The sequence below is a fragment of the Streptomyces sp. NBC_01235 genome (genome assembly GCF_035989285.1).
GTDB lineage: Bacteria > Actinomycetota > Actinomycetes > Streptomycetales > Streptomycetaceae > Streptomyces.
In genome coordinates this window covers 8054437-8071128 of sequence record NZ_CP108513.1, presented here as the reverse complement: position 1 = coordinate 8071128, position 16692 = coordinate 8054437, and the positions used below count along the sequence as shown (strand labels likewise).

The 16692-nt window shown below is 72.5% G+C and carries 13 protein-coding genes and 1 pseudogene; 5 read left to right on the top strand and 9 right to left on the bottom strand.

Annotated elements, in window-relative coordinates; translation table 11 throughout:
* Positions 1-134: 134 nt before the first annotated feature.
* Both recX and recA read right to left on the bottom strand, forming a co-directional pair.
* Positions 135-962, bottom strand: a complete 828-nt coding sequence (gene recX / locus OG289_RS36400; RefSeq protein ID WP_327318276.1) for a recombination regulator RecX — start codon at positions 960-962, stop codon at positions 135-137.
* Between the two features lie 3 nt (positions 963-965).
* Positions 966-2096, bottom strand: a complete 1131-nt coding sequence (gene recA, locus OG289_RS36395; protein ID WP_327318275.1) for a recombinase RecA — start codon at positions 2094-2096, stop codon at positions 966-968.
* A gap of 368 nt (positions 2097-2464) precedes the next feature.
* Between recA and OG289_RS36390 the strand changes: the two are divergent.
* Positions 2465-3246 (top strand): annotated as a pseudogene (locus tag OG289_RS36390) (hypothetical protein).
* Between the two features lie 18 nt (positions 3247-3264).
* Here the strand turns inward: OG289_RS36390 and OG289_RS36385 are convergent.
* Together OG289_RS36385 and OG289_RS36380 are read right to left on the bottom strand one after the other, a co-directional pair.
* On the bottom strand, positions 3265-4527 hold the full coding sequence (locus tag OG289_RS36385; RefSeq protein ID WP_327318274.1) for an AI-2E family transporter: 1263 nt from the start codon (positions 4525-4527) through the stop codon (positions 3265-3267).
* A gap of 60 nt (positions 4528-4587) precedes the next feature.
* Positions 4588-4782, bottom strand: coding sequence for a DUF3046 domain-containing protein (locus OG289_RS36380; protein ID WP_327318273.1), 195 nt, complete (start codon positions 4780-4782; stop codon positions 4588-4590).
* A 78-nt stretch (positions 4783-4860) separates the two neighbouring features.
* Here OG289_RS36380 and OG289_RS36375 point away from each other — a divergent pair, with 78 nt between their 5' ends.
* Positions 4861-5805: a hypothetical protein gene (locus OG289_RS36375; protein ID WP_327318272.1), complete on the top strand. Its 945-nt coding sequence runs from the start codon at positions 4861-4863 to the stop codon at positions 5803-5805.
* Between the two features lie 91 nt (positions 5806-5896).
* Here OG289_RS36375 and OG289_RS36370 read toward each other — a convergent pair whose 3' ends face one another.
* From OG289_RS36370 to OG289_RS36360, 3 genes are read right to left on the bottom strand one after another with little or no spacing between them, the layout of a single operon-like run.
* Positions 5897-6205, bottom strand: a complete 309-nt coding sequence (locus OG289_RS36370) for an AzlD domain-containing protein (protein ID WP_327318271.1) — start codon at positions 6203-6205, stop codon at positions 5897-5899.
* Positions 6202-6945: an AzlC family ABC transporter permease gene (locus tag OG289_RS36365; RefSeq protein ID WP_327318270.1), complete on the bottom strand. Its 744-nt coding sequence runs from the start codon at positions 6943-6945 to the stop codon at positions 6202-6204. Before OG289_RS36365 ends, OG289_RS36370 begins: the two co-directional genes overlap by 4 nt.
* Entirely contained in the window at positions 6846-7808 is a 963-nt protein-coding gene (locus OG289_RS36360; protein WP_327318269.1) for an AraC family transcriptional regulator, read from the bottom strand. The genes OG289_RS36365 and OG289_RS36360 overlap by 100 nt, the downstream gene beginning before the upstream one ends.
* Positions 7809-7998: 190 nt before the next feature.
* On the opposite strand from OG289_RS36360, the gene OG289_RS36355 reads away from it, so the two are divergent.
* From OG289_RS36355 to OG289_RS36345, 3 genes are all read left to right on the top strand, one after another.
* Complete coding sequence (locus tag OG289_RS36355; protein WP_327318268.1) at positions 7999-12924, top strand: ATP-dependent helicase; 4926 nt, start codon at positions 7999-8001, stop codon at positions 12922-12924.
* A 116-nt stretch (positions 12925-13040) separates the two neighbouring features.
* Positions 13041-13877 carry an Fpg/Nei family DNA glycosylase gene (locus OG289_RS36350; RefSeq protein WP_327318267.1) on the top strand — a complete coding sequence of 279 codons (837 nt, stop codon included), beginning with the start codon at positions 13041-13043 and terminating at the stop codon, positions 13875-13877.
* A 49-nt stretch (positions 13878-13926) separates the two neighbouring features.
* Positions 13927-14691, top strand: coding sequence for an SDR family NAD(P)-dependent oxidoreductase (locus OG289_RS36345; RefSeq protein WP_327318266.1), 765 nt, complete (start codon positions 13927-13929; stop codon positions 14689-14691).
* 804 nt (positions 14692-15495) lie between these two features.
* On the opposite strand, the gene OG289_RS36335 is transcribed toward OG289_RS36345, so the two are convergent.
* The gene (locus tag OG289_RS36335; protein ID WP_327318264.1) at positions 15496-15966 is read right to left on the bottom strand and encodes a Dps family protein; all 471 of its coding nucleotides are present in this window, start codon (positions 15964-15966) and stop codon (positions 15496-15498) included.
* A 244-nt stretch (positions 15967-16210) separates the two neighbouring features.
* Positions 16211-16591, bottom strand: coding sequence for a helix-turn-helix domain-containing protein (locus tag OG289_RS36330; RefSeq protein WP_015657463.1), 381 nt, complete (start codon positions 16589-16591; stop codon positions 16211-16213).
* Between the last annotated feature and the right edge of the window lie 101 nt (positions 16592-16692).

The window sequence follows — 16692 nt, the reverse complement described above, 5'->3', positions numbered from 1 at the left end:
CGCCCCCGCGCGTCTACCGTGTCCGGAACCGGGTCGTGCGGTGAAGGCGGGCGACTCGCCACCGCCTTCGCCCTTCTTGGGTTGGGTCCCCCTCCCCCTCCCCCTCCCCCTCCCGCCCCTCCCCCTCGTTGAGCTCAGCCCCCGTCACCGTCCAGGAACTCCGTGTCCTCGCCTTCTTCCTCCAGCGCCTGCCGGACCACCCGTAGGGCCATGCCCTCGGGGTAGCCCTTGCGCGCGAGCATGCCGGCGAGGCGGCGCAGCCGTTTGTCGCGGTCGAGGCCGCGGGTCGAGCGCAGCTTGCGGGCGACGAGTTCGCGCGCCGTCTCCTCCTCCTGCTCGGAGTCGAGCTGGGCGACGGCCTCCTCGACCAGCGCCGAGTCGACCCCCTTTGTCCGCAGTTCCTGCGCGAGCGCGCGCCGGGCCAGTCCCCGGCCGTGGTGCCGGGACTCCACCCAGGCGTCCGCGAAGGCGCTGTCGTTGATCAGCCCGACCTCCTCGAACCGCGAGAGCACCTCCTCCGCCACGTCGTCGGGGATCTCCCGCTTGCGCAGGGCGTCGGCGAGTTGCTTGCGTGTGCGCGGAGTCCCGGTGAGCAGGCGCAGGCAGATCGCCCGTGCCCGCTCAGCCGGGTCCCCTGAAGGCTCCCCCTGCTCGGCCCTCGACGAGGAGGAAGCGCCTCCGTCCTCGGCGGACCGTTCTCCGAAATCGCGCCGCCGGCGCCCACGCCCGCCACGTGGACCGCCTCCGCCGCCGCGCCGCGCCCGGCCATCACGGGGCCGGGCCTCCCCGGTCTCGCCCTGCGCCCCTTCAGGCCGGTACGAGCCGCCGTCCGACCAACTCTCCGACCAGCCGTCGCCACCGTGGGCGCCTTGGGCAAGGCCACCGTCGGCCCCGCCCCCGCCCCCCGCCTCCCGGGGGGTGTCGGGGTGGACGTACTCGGCCCAGTCCGTTCGTCGCGTCACGGATCAGCTCTTGGCAGCCGCAGCCTTGGTCTTGGCGGCCTTGGCGGCGGGAGCCGGAACGGCCTTGGCGGGGTCGGCCACGGGCGTGCCCGCAGCCACCGCGGCGTCCGCGCCCGGCTCGGCGGCGGGCTCCTCCGGACGCACGCCCACGCCCAGCTTCTCCTTGATCTTCTTCTCGATCTCGTTGGCGAGGTCGGGGTTGTCCTTCAGGAAGTTACGGGCGTTCTCCTTGCCCTGCCCGAGCTGGTCGCCTTCGTACGTGTACCAGGCGCCGGCCTTGCGGACGAAGCCGTTCTCCACGCCCATGTCGATCAGACCGCCCTCGCGGCTGATGCCCTGGCCGTAGAGGATGTCGAACTCGGCCTGCTTGAAGGGCGGCGCGACCTTGTTCTTGACGACCTTGACGCGGGTGCGGTTGCCGACCGCGTCGGTGCCGTCCTTGAGTGTCTCGATGCGACGGATGTCGAGCCGCACCGAGGCGTAGAACTTCAGCGCCCGGCCACCGGTCGTGGTCTCCGGGGAGCCGAACATCACGCCGATCTTCTCGCGGAGCTGGTTGATGAAGATCGCGGTGGTCTTGGACTGGTTGAGCGCGCTGGTGATCTTCCGCAGCGCCTGGCTCATCAGGCGGGCCTGCAGACCGACGTGGCTGTCGCCCATCTCGCCCTCGATCTCCGCGCGCGGAACGAGCGCGGCGACGGAGTCGATGACGATCAGGTCGAGGGCACCGGAGCGGACCAGCATGTCCACGATCTCCAGGGCCTGCTCACCGTTGTCGGGCTGGGAGAGGATCAGGTTGTCGATGTCGACGCCGAGCTTCTTCGCGTACTCGGGGTCGAGGGCGTGCTCCGCGTCCACGAAGGCGACCTGGCCGCCCGCCTTCTGCGCGTTCGCCACGGCGTGCAGCGTCAGCGTCGTCTTACCGGAGGACTCCGGGCCGTACACCTCCACCACGCGGCCACGCGGCAGGCCGCCGACGCCGAGGGCGACGTCGAGTGCGGTCGACCCGGTGGGGATGACCTCGATGGGCTCGTTCGGCCGCTCGCCGAGGCGCATCACCGCGCCCTTGCCGAATTGCCGTTCAATCTGTGCGAGAGCGGCATCCAGGGCCTTCTCGCGGTCGGTTCCTGCCATGGGTTCCACCCGATTTGCTTGAGTCGATCGCTTCACGTCAAAGACGCTAACGCCTGCCACTGACAATGCGCCCCGACGCCGGTCCGGCCTGTGGATAACTCAGGCGCTTATCCGTCCCAACTGGAACAAAATCCCCGCCACGAGCCTCACCGGAGCCTCCATGAGAATGGATGTTCGATTTTCGTGTCAAGCGCCCCACGCGGCACTTCCGAGGCTACGTTCACGAGGCCGCAACGCCCCGGATCCGGCCCTGTCCCGCCCCTCGTCCCGCGCGCTGACGGCTGCTTCCCCGGGCGTACGGCGGGTGTCTTCGGCCGGACGACGACGGCGCACGACTCAGCCGGGACGCTCGGCGCATGGACGAGCAGATGACCACGCAGACGCACGGCAAAGCCGGAACCGGGCATCCGGGCCCGCCCCTGAACCCGCTGTACCGCGTCTGCGAGGCGACCGCGCTCCTGCTGATCCTCTCCGGCCTCGTCCACCTCGTGGTGTTCGCCGTCGACGGCGGTCCCTGGAACGGGCCGGTCTCCTGGCGCAAGCCGGTGACCTTCGGGCTCTCCTTCGGGGTGACGCTCCTCGCGGTCGTCCGGATCACGTCGTACGTGCGCGTCGGACCGCGCCTGCGTACCGCGCTGCTCGGGGTGTTCGCCGCCGACTGCGTCGTGGAGGTCGGGGGCATCACCCTCCAGGCGTGGCGGGGAGTGCCCTCGCACCTGGACATGGAGACGCCGTTCGACACGGCGGTGTCCATGACGCTCGCGGTCGGCGGCGGCGTCCTCGTGGTGCTGCTCACCGTGTTCGCCGTGGCGTCCTTCCGGCACCGGCCGACGGGCCCGGCCTCGATGGCCCTCCCGGTGCGCTCCGGTTTCGCGATCCTGCTGGTCGCGCTCGCCTCGGGTGCGGCGATGATCGCGCGCGGTGTGGTGCTCGCCCGCACGGGGCACCAGGAGGCCGCGTACCACTCGACGGCCCCGCTCAACCCCTGCACGGGGTCGGCCTGCACGCCGTTCTGGTCCTGCCGGCGCCGGCCCGGCTGCTGTCCCGCACACCCTGGAGCGAGACCGTGCGGTGGCGGATCGTGGCCGCGGCGGTGGGTTGTTACACGGCGGCTGTCGCCGCGGCCGGGGTGTGGGCCGTCCTCACGTAGTGACGCCCGCTCCGGCCGTCAGCCGGATCCCTCCCGAGACCCGCTGCCCGCGCGGTCCCGCATCCGCGCCCACAGCGCCCGCGCGCGCGTGAGCGGTCCCGGCCCCTCGCCGCGGCCCCGGTGCCCGTGGACGCGGGGATCGTCCGTGACGTCGTAGCGCTTCACGTAGGCGCCCAGGAACGCCTGGAGCGTGGCGACGGCCGGAATGGCGACCAGCGCGCCGACGGCGCCCAGGAGTGCGGTGCCGGCGATGACCGAGCCGAAGGCGACGGCTGGGTGGATGTCGACGGTCTTCGAGGTCAGCTTGGGTTGCAGCACGTAGTTCTCGAACTGCTGGTAGACCACGACGAAGATCAGCACCCACAGGGCGTACAAGGGTGAGACCGTGAAGGCGATCAGCATGGGCAGGGCGCCCGCGAGATAGGTGCCGATGGTCGGGATGAACTGCGAGACCACGCCCACCCAGACGGCGAGGACGGGCGCGTACGGGATGCCGAGGGCCTCCAGCAACACGTAGTGCGCCACGCCGGAGATCAAGGCCATCAGCCCGCGCGAGTACAGGTATCCGCCGGTCTTGTCGACGGCGATCTCCCACGCGCGCAACACCTCGGCCTGTTTGGCGGGCGGCAGGACGGAGCACAGCCCGCGACGCAGGCGAGGTCCGTCGGCGGCGAAGTAGAACGAGAACAGGGCGATCGTCAGCAGCCGGAAGAGACCGCCGAGGACCTGCGTGGAGACGTCCAGAACACCGGCGGCGCTGTTCTGGGCGTACTTCCTCAGCCAGTCGGAGTGGAGCAGCCCCTCCTGGATGTCCACGCGCCTGAGGTTGGTGTGGAACGTGGTGTTGACCCAGTTGATCACGGAGTCGAGGTACTCGGGGAAGCCCTCGATCATCTTGATGATCTGTCCCGCGAGCATCGAGCCGAGCAGCGTGAAGAAGCCGGCGACCACGATCAGCAGGCCGAAGAAGACCAGGAAGGTGGCGAGTCCCCTGCGCATCCCGCGAGCGGCCATCCTGCTGACCGCGGGCTCTATGGCGAGGGCCAGGAAGAACGCGATCAGTATGTTGAGCAGCAGGCCGATGAGCTGGTGGAAGGCCCAGGTGCCCAGTTGGAACGCACCGAACAGAGCGAGCGCGAGCACCATGGCGCGCGGAAGCCAGCTCGGCATGCGCGCGCCCTGCGCGGCTCCGCCGTCGGCCGGGGGCAGCCCGGTGGGCGGCGTCGTGCCGGGCGGGGATGCGTGCCGGGGGGCCTGCCCGGTCTCGTCAGTGGGTGCCACGGACCAAGTCTCGCCTACGCCACCGACAACCGGAGAGCCGCCTACGATCTTCGTGACGGATCAGCGCATCTCCTGCGGAACGTTCATCACCGCGCACACCACGCGCCACACCTCCTTGGCCTCCCAGCCGTGCGCCAGCGCCTCGTGCACCGTACGCCCGCCGAGCTCCGCCATCACGTGATCGCGCGCGAAGGTCTCGGCGTACCCCGTACCGAAGTGCTCGTCCATCCGCTGCCAGAAGACCGTCAACCGCATGACACCAGTATCCCGCGCCCGGGGGTGCCCCTTGCCAGGACCGCCTGTCGAGACCGCTTTCCGCCCTACGGTCTGACCATGGCCGAATCCGGAGCATTCCCACTCCCCCCGACGCCCCCGGCGCACTCCCCGCTCTTCCGCGCCGAGCACTTCGTCTGGCTCACCGCGCGCGTGCTGGAGCAGCGCCTTTTCGCACACGACTTCCTCCACGGCTCCGCCGATCCCGTCGAGACCGCCCTCGACGCCTACCGCAACGAGGACGGCGGATACGGCCACGCGCTGGAGCCCGATCTGCGCGGCCCCGTCAGCCAGCCCCTGCACACCGTGCGCGCGCTGCGTGTCCTGGACTCCATCGGGCGCCTCGGCGGTCGGCGCGTGGAGCAGGTGTGCCGTTATCTCACCTCCGTCTCCACCGGCGAGGGCGCGCTGCCGGCGATCCATCCCAGCCAGCGCGGGTACCCGGCGGCCCCCTTCATCCCGATCGTGGACGACCCGCCCAGCGAACTGCTGTCCACCGGGCCGGTGGTGGGCCTGCTGCACCGCAACGACGTGTGGCACGCCTGGCTGTTCAGGGCCACGGACTTCTGCTGGCAGGCGGTGGACTCCCTGGAGCGGTCCCATCCCTACGAGGTCGAGGCCGCGGTGACCTTCCTGGACTCCGCTTCCGACCGCCCGCGCGCGGAGGCGGCCGCCGACCGCCTGGGCCGCCTGGTGCGCGCGCAGCGGCTCGCCGCGCTGGACCCGGACCACCTGGACGCGTATCCGGTCGCCCCCGGGTACGCGCCCGGCGAGCACCACTTCCCGTACGACTTCGCCCGGACACCGCACTCCCTCGCGCGCGCGTGGTTCACCGACGACGAGATGACACGCTGCCTGGACCATCTCGCCGACGAGCAGCAGAAGGACGGCGGCTGGCCGGTCCGTTGGCGCCGCTGGGCGCCCGGCACGGCCCTGGAGGCACGCCCCATGGTGACGATCGAGGCCCTGCGCACCCTGAGGGCCTACGGCCGCCCCATCGGCTGACCCGGGCCGGACCACGTCCCGCGGCGTCCGGTGTCCGGCGTCCGGCGTCCGGCGTCCGCGCAGGACCTCACTCCCCCTCCCCCTTGCCCCCTCACCCGCTCATGGCACGCACCCCCGCCGTCACCACCACGGCGGCCCCGACGACCAGCAGGAAGGGAGCCCGCAGCATGATGGCGACGAGGGCCGCGGTGAGCCCCGCGGCCCTCGCGTCCAGCACGAGCGCGTGCCCGTCGGCAAAGGTCTGCTGTGCCGTGAGGGCGGCGAGCAGGGCGACGGGGAGCAGGGCCGCGAACCGCCTGACCAGAGGTCGTTCGAGAAGGCCTGCGGGGACGAGCAGTCCGGCGAGCTTGACGGCGTAGCAGCCGAGAGCGGTCGCACCGATCGCGATCCAGGTGTTCAACGCTCCCCCTCTCTCGAGTCGTCCCGGCCGACCGCGTGCCGGCCTTCGAGGTACAGGACGAGCGGGGCGGCGAGCGCGGCCGCCAGAACGGGCACTCCGGCGGGCAGAACGGGCAGCAGGCCGAGCCCCAGGAGCACCGCGAGCCCGGTGACGGCCCGCTCGGCGGTGGTCTTCAGCATGGGCGCGAGCAGCGCCAGGAAGACGGCGGGTCCGGCCGCGTCGAGCCCCCACGCGTCCGTCTCCCCGATGGCCTCGGCGCCCAGCGAGCCCAGCAGCGTGGTGAGGTTCCACAGCACGTAAAGACTCACCCCGGTGACGGCGAAGCCGATCCGGGCGCCCCGCCTCCCGTGCTGGGCCAGCGAGACCGCCGCCGTCTCGTCGATCACCCAATGGGCGGCGAACGGGCGTACCGCGCGCGGGAGGGCCAGCGACTGCGACAGACGCAGCCCGTAGAAGGCGTTGCGCACGCCCAGGAAGAAGGCGCCCGCGGCAGCCGTCAGCGGATTGCCACCCGCCGCCAGCGCGCCGACGAGCGCGAACTGGGACGCGCCGGTGAACACCAGGAGACTGAGCGCGCAGGTCTGCCACAGCGAGAGTCCGCTGCCCGCCGAGGTCACCCCGAAGGCGAACCCGGAGAGTCCTACGGCGATCCCGACCCCGAGGGCGTCCCGTACGACGACGGCGTCAGGCCTTCCCCGACCGTCGGCCCATACGTCTGTGAGTGCTGTCTGTTCTGCCACGACCCGGACGGTAGGAGCCACTGCCGTGGCGCGTCTTGTACGTTCTTGCGCTCACGCTGGTACGCCCCCGGAGGGACTCCCACGATCCGGGCGAAGTGGCGGTTGAGGTGCGGCTGGTCGGTGAACCCCACCGCGACGGCCGCTTCGGCGGGTGCCGTTCCCGCGTCCAGCAGCCGCCGCGCCCGCCGTACGCGGGCATCGGTCAGCCAGGCGTGGGGCGGCAGCCCGTACACGTCCCGGAAGGCCCGCAACAGTGCGAACGAACTGGTTCCCAGGTCCCCGGCCAGTTGCTCCAGCGTCGGCGGATCGGCCAGCCGCTCTTCCAGCACGGCACGCGCGCGTGCGGCGATCCGCGCCCCGGCCGTCCGCACCTCTCGCTGCGGCAGCGGTCCGCCGTTGAGCCGCAGCAACCGCGTCACAGCCACCCGCAGCAGTGTGTCGGCGGCCAGCGCGTTGCCCTCCTCGGCGGCTCGGAGCACGTGATGCACCAACCCGACGGTGTACGGATCGTCGAGGACGGGACGGATGAACCCGGGGGTACCGCGGAGGGTCGTCGTCTCGGCCGCGATCCCGGCCACCACGTCGGGCGACGGATAGACGGCTCCGTACCGCCACCCCTCCGGTACCCCGGCCCGACCTGTGTGCGGGGTGTCCGGATTGACCAGCGCGAGCGCGCCCGCCCCCGCGTGCTGATCGGCCCCGCGATGGTGGAAGACCTCCACGCCCTCGGCGATGGCAGCGATCACGAAGTGCTCGTGGGTGTGCCGCACGAAGGTCTTGCGGACGTACCGGGCCCGCAGCAGATCGACACCAGGCAGCTCGGCATACCGCCAGTGCCGCGCCAGCTCATCCGAACCCGCCATACCCCCCATTCTCCGCGACGACCGGACCACCCCGCCCAGCCCCCACGCACCCGCACTCGTACCCGCCTCCCACCCGCACACCCCATCCGCACCCCCAACCCACACCCGCACACCCGCACACCCGCACACCCGCACACCCGCACACCCGCAGGTCAGAGCCATTGTCAGTGGCTGGGTGCAGGATGGACGCATGGTCAGCTCCGCACACCGAGCCCTCGACGGCTTCTCCCCCGCGACCCGCGGCTGGTTCGCGGGGGCGTTCTCCGCGCCCACCGCGGCCCAGGCGGGCGCGTGGCAGGCCATCGGCGAGGGTTCGGACGTGCTCGTGGTCGCACCGACCGGCTCCGGCAAGACCCTGGCCGCCTTCCTCGCCGCCCTGGACCAGCTCGCCTCGACACCCCCGCCCGCCGACCCGAAGAAGCGCTGCCGTGTCCTGTACGTCTCCCCCCTCAAGGCCCTCGCGGTCGACGTGGAGCGCAATCTGCGCAGCCCCCTGACCGGTATCCGTCAGGAGTCCGTGCGCCTCGGCCAGCCCGAGCCGGAGGTCAAGGTCGGCATCCGCTCCGGCGACACCCCGCCCGCCGAGCGCCGAGCGCTGTCCACACGTCCGCCGGACATCCTGATCACGACCCCCGAGTCCTTGTTCCTGATGCTGACGTCGGCCACGCGCGACGCGCTGACCGGCATCGAGACGGTGATCCTGGACGAGGTGCACGCGGTCGCCGGCACCAAGCGCGGCGCGCACCTCGCGCTCTCCCTGGAGCGGCTCGACGAACTGCTGCCGAAGCCGGCCCGCCGCATCGGCCTCTCGGCGACGGTCCGCCCGGTCGACGAGGTCGCCCGCTACCTCTCCCCGCACCGCAAGGTGGAGATCGTCCAGCCGAAATCCGGCAAGGAGTTCGACCTCTCGGTCGTCGTCCCCGTGGAGGACCTGGGCGAGCTGGGCGGCTCCCCGGTCGCCGACGGCTCCGAGGGAGCGGAGCGCCCGTCGATCTGGCCGCACGTGGAAGAGCGCATCACGGATCTGGTCCAGGCCCACCGCTCCACGATCGTCTTCGCCAACTCCCGCCGCCTGGCCGAGCGCCTGTGCAACCGCCTGAACGAGATCGCGTACGAGCGGGCCACCGGCGAGCCGCTGGACGAGCACCACGCCCCCGCCGAACTGATGGGCGGCTCGGGCGCGGCCCAGGGCGCCCCGCCCGTCATCGCGCGCGCCCACCACGGCTCGGTCTCCAAGGAGCAGCGCGCCCTGGTGGAAGAGGACCTCAAGGCGGGCCGCCTCCCCGCGGTGGTCGCCACCTCGAGTCTCGAACTGGGCATCGACATGGGCGCCGTCGACCTGGTGGTGCAGGTCGAGTCCCCGCCCTCGGTGGCCTCCGGACTCCAGCGCGTCGGCCGCGCGGGACACCAGGTGGGCGCGGTGTCCACAGGTGTCGTCTTCCCCAAGTACCGCGGCGACCTCGTCCAGGCGGCGGTGGTCACCGAGCGGATGCGCGCAGGGTCGATCGAGTCCCTCAAGGTCCCCGCCAACCCGCTGGACGTCCTGGCGCAGCAGCTCGTCGCCATGACGGCGCTCGACACCTGGCAGGTGGACGACCTGCTGGCCACGGTCCGCCGGGCCGCCCCCTTCGCCTCCCTCCCCGAGTCCGCGTTCACGGCCGTCCTGGACATGCTCGCGGGCCGCTACCCGTCCGACGCGTTCGCCGAGCTGCGCCCGCGCGTGGTGTGGGACCGCGTCGCCGGCACGGTCACCGGCCGCCCCGGCGCCCAGCGCCTCGCCGTCACCTCCGGTGGCACGATCCCGGACCGCGGCCTCTTCGGTGTCTTCCTCGCGGGCGCCGACCCCAAGAAGGGCGGCGGCCGGGTCGGCGAACTCGACGAGGAGATGGTCTACGAGTCCCGCGTCGGCGACGTCTTCACCCTCGGCACCAGCTCCTGGCGCATCGAGGACATCACCCGCGACCGCGTCCTGGTCTCCCCGGCCCCGGGCGTCCCTGGCCGCCTGCCCTTCTGGAAGGGCGACCAATTGGGCCGCCCACTCGAACTCGGCCGTGCGGTGGGCGCGTTCCTGCGCGAGGTCGGCTCGCTGGCCAAGGAGGACGCCCGGCTCCGCCTGCTCACCGCGGGTCTGGACGCGTGGGCGGCCGACAACGTGCTCTCCTACCTGGACGAACAGCGCCAGGCCTGCGGCCACGTCCCGGACGACCGCACGATCGTCGTCGAGCGCTTCCGCGACGAACTGGGTGATTGGCGGGTCGTCGTCCACTCCCCCTTCGGTGCCCAAGTCCACGCCCCCTGGGCCCTCGCCCTGGGTGCCAAGCTCTCCGAGCGCTACGGCATGGACGCCCAGGTGATGCACGCCGACGACGGCATCGTCCTGCGACTGCCGGACGCCGACCTCATGGGCCTGGATCTCCTCGACCAGGAGCCGGTGAAGGCCGGCACGGAGTACGACGCCGAGCAGGCGCCGGTCGGCGCGGCGGACGTCGTCTTCGACAAGGGCGAGGTCGACCAGATCGTCACCGACCAGGTCGGCGGCTCAGCGCTGTTCGCGGCCCGGTTCCGCGAGTGCGCGGCCCGCGCGCTGCTGCTTCCGCGCCGCAACCCCGGCAAGCGCACCCCGCTGTGGCAGCAGCGCCAGCGCGCCGCCCAACTGCTCCAGGTGGCGAGCGAGTTCGGCTCGTTCCCGATCGTCCTGGAAGCGGTCCGCGAGTGCCTCCAGGACGTCTTCGACGTCCCCGGTCTCGTGGAGCTGATGGGCGATCTGGAGTCCCGCAAGGTGCGCCTGGTCGAGGTCACCACCCCGGAGCCGTCCCCCTTCGCGCGCTCCCTGCTCTTCGGCTACGTCGCCCAGTTCCTCTACGAAGGGGACTCGCCGCTCGCCGAGCGCCGCGCCGCCGCCCTCTCCCTGGACTCACGTCTGCTGGCCGAGCTGCTCGGCCAGGCGGAGCTGCGCGAACTGCTCGACGCCGAGGTCCTCACCGAACTGGAACGCGAACTCCAGTGGCTCACCGAGGACCGCCGGGTGAAGGACACCGAAGGTGTCGCGGACGTCCTGCGCCTCCTCGGACCGCTCACCGACACCGAGCTGGCCGAGCGTGGCGCCGAACCGCACTGGGCGCAGGAGCTGGCCGCCGCCCGCCGGGCGATCCGGGTCCGTATCGCGGGCGCCGACCACTGGGCTGCGATCGAGGACGCCGGCCGTCTGCGCGACGCACTCGGCACGGCCCTGCCGGTAGGCGTGCCGGAAGCGTTCACGGAGCCGGTCAAGGACCCCCTCGGCGACCTCCTCGCGCGCCACGCCCGCACCCACGGCCCGTTCACCTCCACCACCGCGGCCGCCCGCTTCGGCCTGGGCGTGGCGGTGACCGACGGTGCCCTCCAGAGGCTCGCGGCGAGCGGGCGCGTCGTCCAAGGCGAGTTCCACCCGGCAGGCATCGGCCAGGAGTGGTGCGACGCGACGGTCCTGCGCAGGCTGCGCCGCCGTTCCCTGGCCGCCCTGCGGCACGAACTGGAGCCGGTCCCGCCGCCCGCGCTCGCCCAGTTCCTGCCACAGTGGCAGCACATCGGCAAGGGCCACTCCCTGCGCGGCATCGACGGACTGGTGCGCGCCGTCGAGCAGCTCCAGGGCGCGTCGGTGCCCGCCTCGGCCCTGGAGAAGCTGGTCCTGCCGTCCCGGGTACGGGACTACACCCCGGCGATGCTCGACGAACTCACCGCGGCCGGAGAGGTGGTCTGGGCCGGAGCGGGCGCCCTGCCGGGCAAGGACGGCTGGGTCTCCCTCTACGTCGCGGACGCGGCGCCCCTGCTGCTGCCCCCGCCCCACCCCCTGGAGCTGACGGCACTGCACCAGTCCGTCCTGGACGCCCTCTCCGGGGGCTACGGTCTGTTCTTCCGCCAGATCGCCGACCAGGTCCGCGCCACCACGCACCCCGACGCCACCGACCCCCAGCTCGCCGACGCCGTCTGGGACCTGTCCTGGTCCGGCCGGCTCACCAACGACACCCTCGCCCCGATGCGCTCCCTGCTGGGCTCGGGCCGCACGGCCGGCTCCACGGCCCACCGCGCCAAGCGCACGGTCCCCCGCGGCCGCTACGGCTCACTGACGGCCGCGGCGCGCCCCGCCTCCCGCAGCGGCCCCCCGACCGTCGCCGGCCGCTGGTCCCTCCTCCCCGCCCACGAGCCCGACCCCACGGTTCGCGCCCACGCCCTCGCCCGCACGCTCCTCGACCGACACGGCGTGGTGACCAGGGGCGCGGTCGCGGCCGAGGGCGTCGAGGGCGGATTCTCGGCGACGTACCGCATCCTGTCCGTCTTCGAGGAGAGCGGTCAGGCCCGTCGCGGGTACGTCGTCGAAGGCCTCGGCGCCGCACAGTTCGCGATGGACGGTGCCGTGGACCGCCTGCGCGCGGTGGCCAACGCCCGGGACCGCGGCGAGCCCCTGCCCGGCCCGCCCGCGGCGATGGGCGCGTCGGACGACTTCACCTTCCCCGACGGCGTCCCGTCCGACGACGCCTGGGACCTCCCCGGCCTCGACACCGCCTTCTCGTCCCCCTTCGACGCCCCAGGTGCCCCCGCCGCGCCAGGAGAGTACGGGTCCCCACGGGACCTCGCTTCCCCGGGCGCCGGCGGTCCGCGCGGTGGCCGCGGTTTCCCGAACGGCTCGGGCCACCCCGGCCACTCCCATGGCCGCAACCGCAACGGAGACACGTCCCGGACCTCCCGCGCCGTCGTTCTCGCCGCCGCCGACCCGGCGAACGCGTACGGCGCCGCCCTGGGCTGGCCCGAGCCACCGAGCGGCGCCGGGCACAAGCCGGGCCGCAAGGCCGGCTCCCTGGTGGTACTCGTCGACGGCGAGCTGACGCTCTACATGGAACGCGGCGGCAAGACCCTGCTGGCCTGGCCCTCCACCCCGGACGGCGAGGAGTCGCCCACCGACGACCCACGCCTGCACGCCGCCGCGGAGGCCCTCGCCGAGGCAGCCCGCGCGGGCTCCCTCGGCACGGTGACCGTGGAGCGCGTCAACGGCGCCTCGGCCCTCACCTCCCCCCTGGGCAGCCTCCTGGAAGGAGCGGGCTTCATCGCGACCCCACGGGGTCTGCGACTGCGCGCATGACAACAACCACCCACCCGACCGCCCCACCCGAACGCCACGTCCCGACCGTCGCGTCCCCGCCGCTCCCATCACCTCGCCCCCGACCCCCGCGCGCTCCCCCATGTCACCCTTGACCCATGCCCGAAGGTGACACGGTCTGGCAGGCCGCGAGGCGACTGCACGACGCCCTCGCCGGAAAGGTGCTGACCCGCTCGGACCTCCGGGTCCCCAAGTACGCGACGGCCGACCTCACCGGCCGCACCGTTCTGGACGTCACCCCGCGCGGCAAACACCTCCTCACCCGGATCGAAGGCGACCTGACGCTCCACTCGCATCTGCGGATGGACGGCTCCTGGAGGGTGTACGCGAACGGCCGGCGCTGGACCGGCGGCCCGGCGCACCAGATCCGGGTGATCCTCGGCACCCACGACCGCACCGCCGTCGGCTACCGCCTCCCGGTCCTCGACCTGCTGCGCACGAGCGACGAACAACGAGCCGTCGGCCACCTCGGCCCCGACCTGCTGGGGCCCGACTGGAACCCTGAGCGCGCCCTCGTCAACCTCCTCGCGGACCCCGCCCGTCCCCTCGGCGAGGCCCTCCTCGACCAGCGCAACCTCGCCGGCATCGGCAACGTCTACAAGAGCGAACTCTGCTTCCTCCTCGGCGCCACCCCGTGGCTCCCCGTCGGCGCGCTCCCCGCCGACCGCGCCGCGAAACTGCCCGCCCTCGCGAAGAAGCTGCTGGAGGCCAACCGCGACCGTCCGGTCCGCAGCACGACGGGCCGCCGCGGCCAGGACCTGTTCGTGTACGGCCGGGCACCCCGCCCCTGTCTGCGCTGCGGAACACCGGTCCGCGTGGCCGACCAGGGCGACGGTTCCCGCGAGCGTCCGACCTACTGGTGCCCCGCCTGCCAAACGGGCCCCGCCCCGACACCGGGCTCACCGCCAACACGCCGCCTCCGCACCGCCCGCTGACACGTCCACCCAATTGACGGGCCGTCAGAAACCCTCGTACCGTCCCTTCATGGCCGTGAAGGCGTACGACCTCACCGGACGCACCGCATTCGTCACCGGCGCCGCGAGCGGAATCGGCCGCGCCTGCGCCGTACTCCTCGCCCAGGCAGGCGCCACGGTGCACGGCGCGGACCGCGACACGCAGGGCCTGCACGAGACGGCGACGCTGATCAAGGACCAGGGTGGAACCGCCCGGACCCACCACCTCGACGTCACCGATCGCGTCCAGGTCCGTCAGGCCGTCGAATCCTGCGAGCGGCTGGACGTCATGGCGGCGGTCGCCGGGATCATGCACAGCAGCCCGGTCCTGGAGACCCGGGACGAGGACCTGGACCGGGTCCTGGCCGTCAACTTCAAGGGCGTGCTGTACGCCTGCCAGGAGGCGGCCCGCCTGATGCTGGCGCGCGACACCGGCGGCAGCATCATCACCATGGCCTCCGGCGCCGTGGACACCGGCGGCCCCGGGCTGCTCTGCTACGGCGCCGCCAAGGCGGCCGTGGTCCAGTTGACGAAGACTCTCGCGACGGAGGTCGGCCGGTACGGCATCCGCGTCAACGCCGTCGCCCCGGGCTGGATCCGCACCCCCATGACCGACCGCCACGACGCCGGCGCACAGGCGCACACCGAGGCGCTCATGTCCCGGATGTCCCCGCTGGGCCGGGTCGGCGAACCGGAGGACATCGCCCACGCCGTCCTCCACCTGGCCTCGGACGCCTCGGCGTTCACAACGGGCCAGATCCTCCGCCCGAACGGCGGCGTGGCCATGCCTTGGTAACCAACAGCTCCTCCGCCGCTTTGACGGCCTCTGCCCACCCCGTTCCCAGACCTGATCCCACCCTCGTCCCAGGTCCCGCATGCCCCAACTTCACGCCCCGCCCCAGGTCCCCTCCCCAACACCCTCCCCCGACCCCGCCTGCTGCCTCGAGCTCACGCCCTACCCCGGGCCTCCACCTGCAGAGCCCACACCAACCCCGAACCCGTCATCATCCCCACGCCCACCGGCACCCTCGCCCTCACCACCCTCGACCAGCTCCCCATCCCACCGACCGCCTTCACTCCTCACCCACCGCACCCTCCGCACCTGCCCCCACACCCCCATCCCCGGACCTCACCTCCTCCCCAACCCCCCGCCAAGCAGCCCTCCACCGACCCTCCGCGACGGCCCCCACCGCCCGCGCCTTGGCCACGCAGTGCACCGGCAACAGGCTCAGCCCCCACCCCCCGGCGGCGACCGCTCCCTCCAGCGCTCCGGCGTCGGGCGCCACGGTGAGTCTCACCACCGCCCACCACCACACCGCGCCCAGCCCCAGTCCGAGCCCCAGAACGGCCCCCCGCCCCACTATTCGCACCGCCATGGCCGTCACCTCCAGCCCGAGCCTTGTCACGACACCAGAGAGCCACGCACCTCCGAAGAGGACGACGCTACAAACGCACCCCCACCCGCGGCAGGGCGCACGGACGGCACACCGGCGCATCACGCGCCCCCGCCCGCCACGCCCACGCCCACGCCGCCAAGCCCGTCACACCCACCACGCCAACCACACCACCCGAAATGCCCCACCCCGCCGCCCCACATGTCTCACACGTTCTCCGCCTGGAACATCCAGTGATGCTTCTCGAGGTCCGCGGTGATCCCGATGAAGATGTCCTGGCTCACAGGATCCGCGTCCCCCGTGGCCGCCACCCGTTCCCGCATCCGGGTGATCACCGCGCCCAGCGCGGCGACCAGCGTCCCGACCGCGTCGGTGTCCTTGACCCAGCCGTCCGACACCGCACCGATCCCACTGCCGGCGGCCACCGTCACCGCCCGACCGTCCGGCGAGACGCCCAGCGCCGAGGCCCGCTCCGCCACCGTGTCGGAGTGGGCACGGGCGACATCCACGACCTCGTCGAGCTGCAGGTGCACGGACCTGAAGCGCGGCCCGACGACGTTCCAGTGGACCTGCTTGGCGACGAGCGACAGGTCGACCAGATCGACGAGCGCGCCCTGCAACGCCTCGGAGACGGTCTTCAGGTCGGCGTCGGACAGGGGGCTCTTCACGACGTACATCCATACCTCCGGTGGTTGGCTCCCACGGCTCCCACGCCTGCGTGGCTCCCGCAGGTGCCGCGGTTCCGCGGCTCCCCCATGCCCTCCACCATGACCTCAGCGCCCGACACCGGCAAACGGACGCGAAAAACCCCGACCGCACCCCTCCGGGTCTCCCCGGAGAAGCCCCGGCCGGGGCCTCACACATGCCTCCCTGCGTGCCTACACGCGCCTGCGTGGGTTCACAGACCCACGCGCGTGAATATCACGCGGCGACCACGTCCACCGCCTCGGCGGGTGCCTTGATGGTCACCCGCTCCGGTGGCACACCGGTCACCGACACGGAACCCAGCATCGGACGAACCGACGTGGGTACAGGCTCGCTGGGGGTTGCCGCTGCAGACTGAGCCAGCTCGGCGAGGGCGAGCTCGTCGCTCACTTCCCGCATGAGCTCGGACATCCGTACGTCCAGCGCGTCGCAGATGGCGGAGAGCAGCTCGGAGGAAGCCTCCTTCTGCCCCCGCTCCACCTCGGAGAGATAGCCGAGTGAGACTCGGGCGGACGAGGAGACTTCGCGCAGAGTACGGCCCTGGCGCTGGCGCTGCCGACGCAGCACGTCACCCAGCAGGCGACGGAGCAGAATCATCGGTGGCTCCCTCCTCGGACCGCGTAGCCGCATCCTTCACGCCCCACCGTACCGCCTCGCGCTGCGGCCGTGCGGGGAGCGATGTCGTGTTCACTCAGGGC

Coding starts and splice junctions, on each gene's coding strand:
- OG289_RS36375 (WP_327318272.1), top strand. CDS start 4,861: ATGGCCGAATCCGGAGCATTCCCACTCCCCCCGACGCCCCCGGCGCAC.
- recA (WP_327318275.1), bottom strand. CDS start 2,096: ATGGCAGGAACCGACCGCGAGAAGGCCCTGGATGCCGCTCTCGCACAG.
- OG289_RS36350 (WP_327318267.1), top strand. CDS start 13,041: ATGCCCGAAGGTGACACGGTCTGGCAGGCCGCGAGGCGACTGCACGAC.
- OG289_RS36335 (WP_327318264.1), bottom strand. CDS start 15,966: ATGTACGTCGTGAAGAGCCCCCTGTCCGACGCCGACCTGAAGACCGTC.
- OG289_RS36380 (WP_327318273.1), bottom strand. CDS start 4,782: ATGCGGTTGACGGTCTTCTGGCAGCGGATGGACGAGCACTTCGGTACG.
- OG289_RS36330 (WP_015657463.1), bottom strand. CDS start 16,591: ATGATTCTGCTCCGTCGCCTGCTGGGTGACGTGCTGCGTCGGCAGCGC.
- OG289_RS36355 (WP_327318268.1), top strand. CDS start 7,999: ATGGTCAGCTCCGCACACCGAGCCCTCGACGGCTTCTCCCCCGCGACC.
- OG289_RS36360 (WP_327318269.1), bottom strand. CDS start 7,808: ATGGCGGGTTCGGATGAGCTGGCGCGGCACTGGCGGTATGCCGAGCTG.
- OG289_RS36345 (WP_327318266.1), top strand. CDS start 13,927: ATGGCCGTGAAGGCGTACGACCTCACCGGACGCACCGCATTCGTCACC.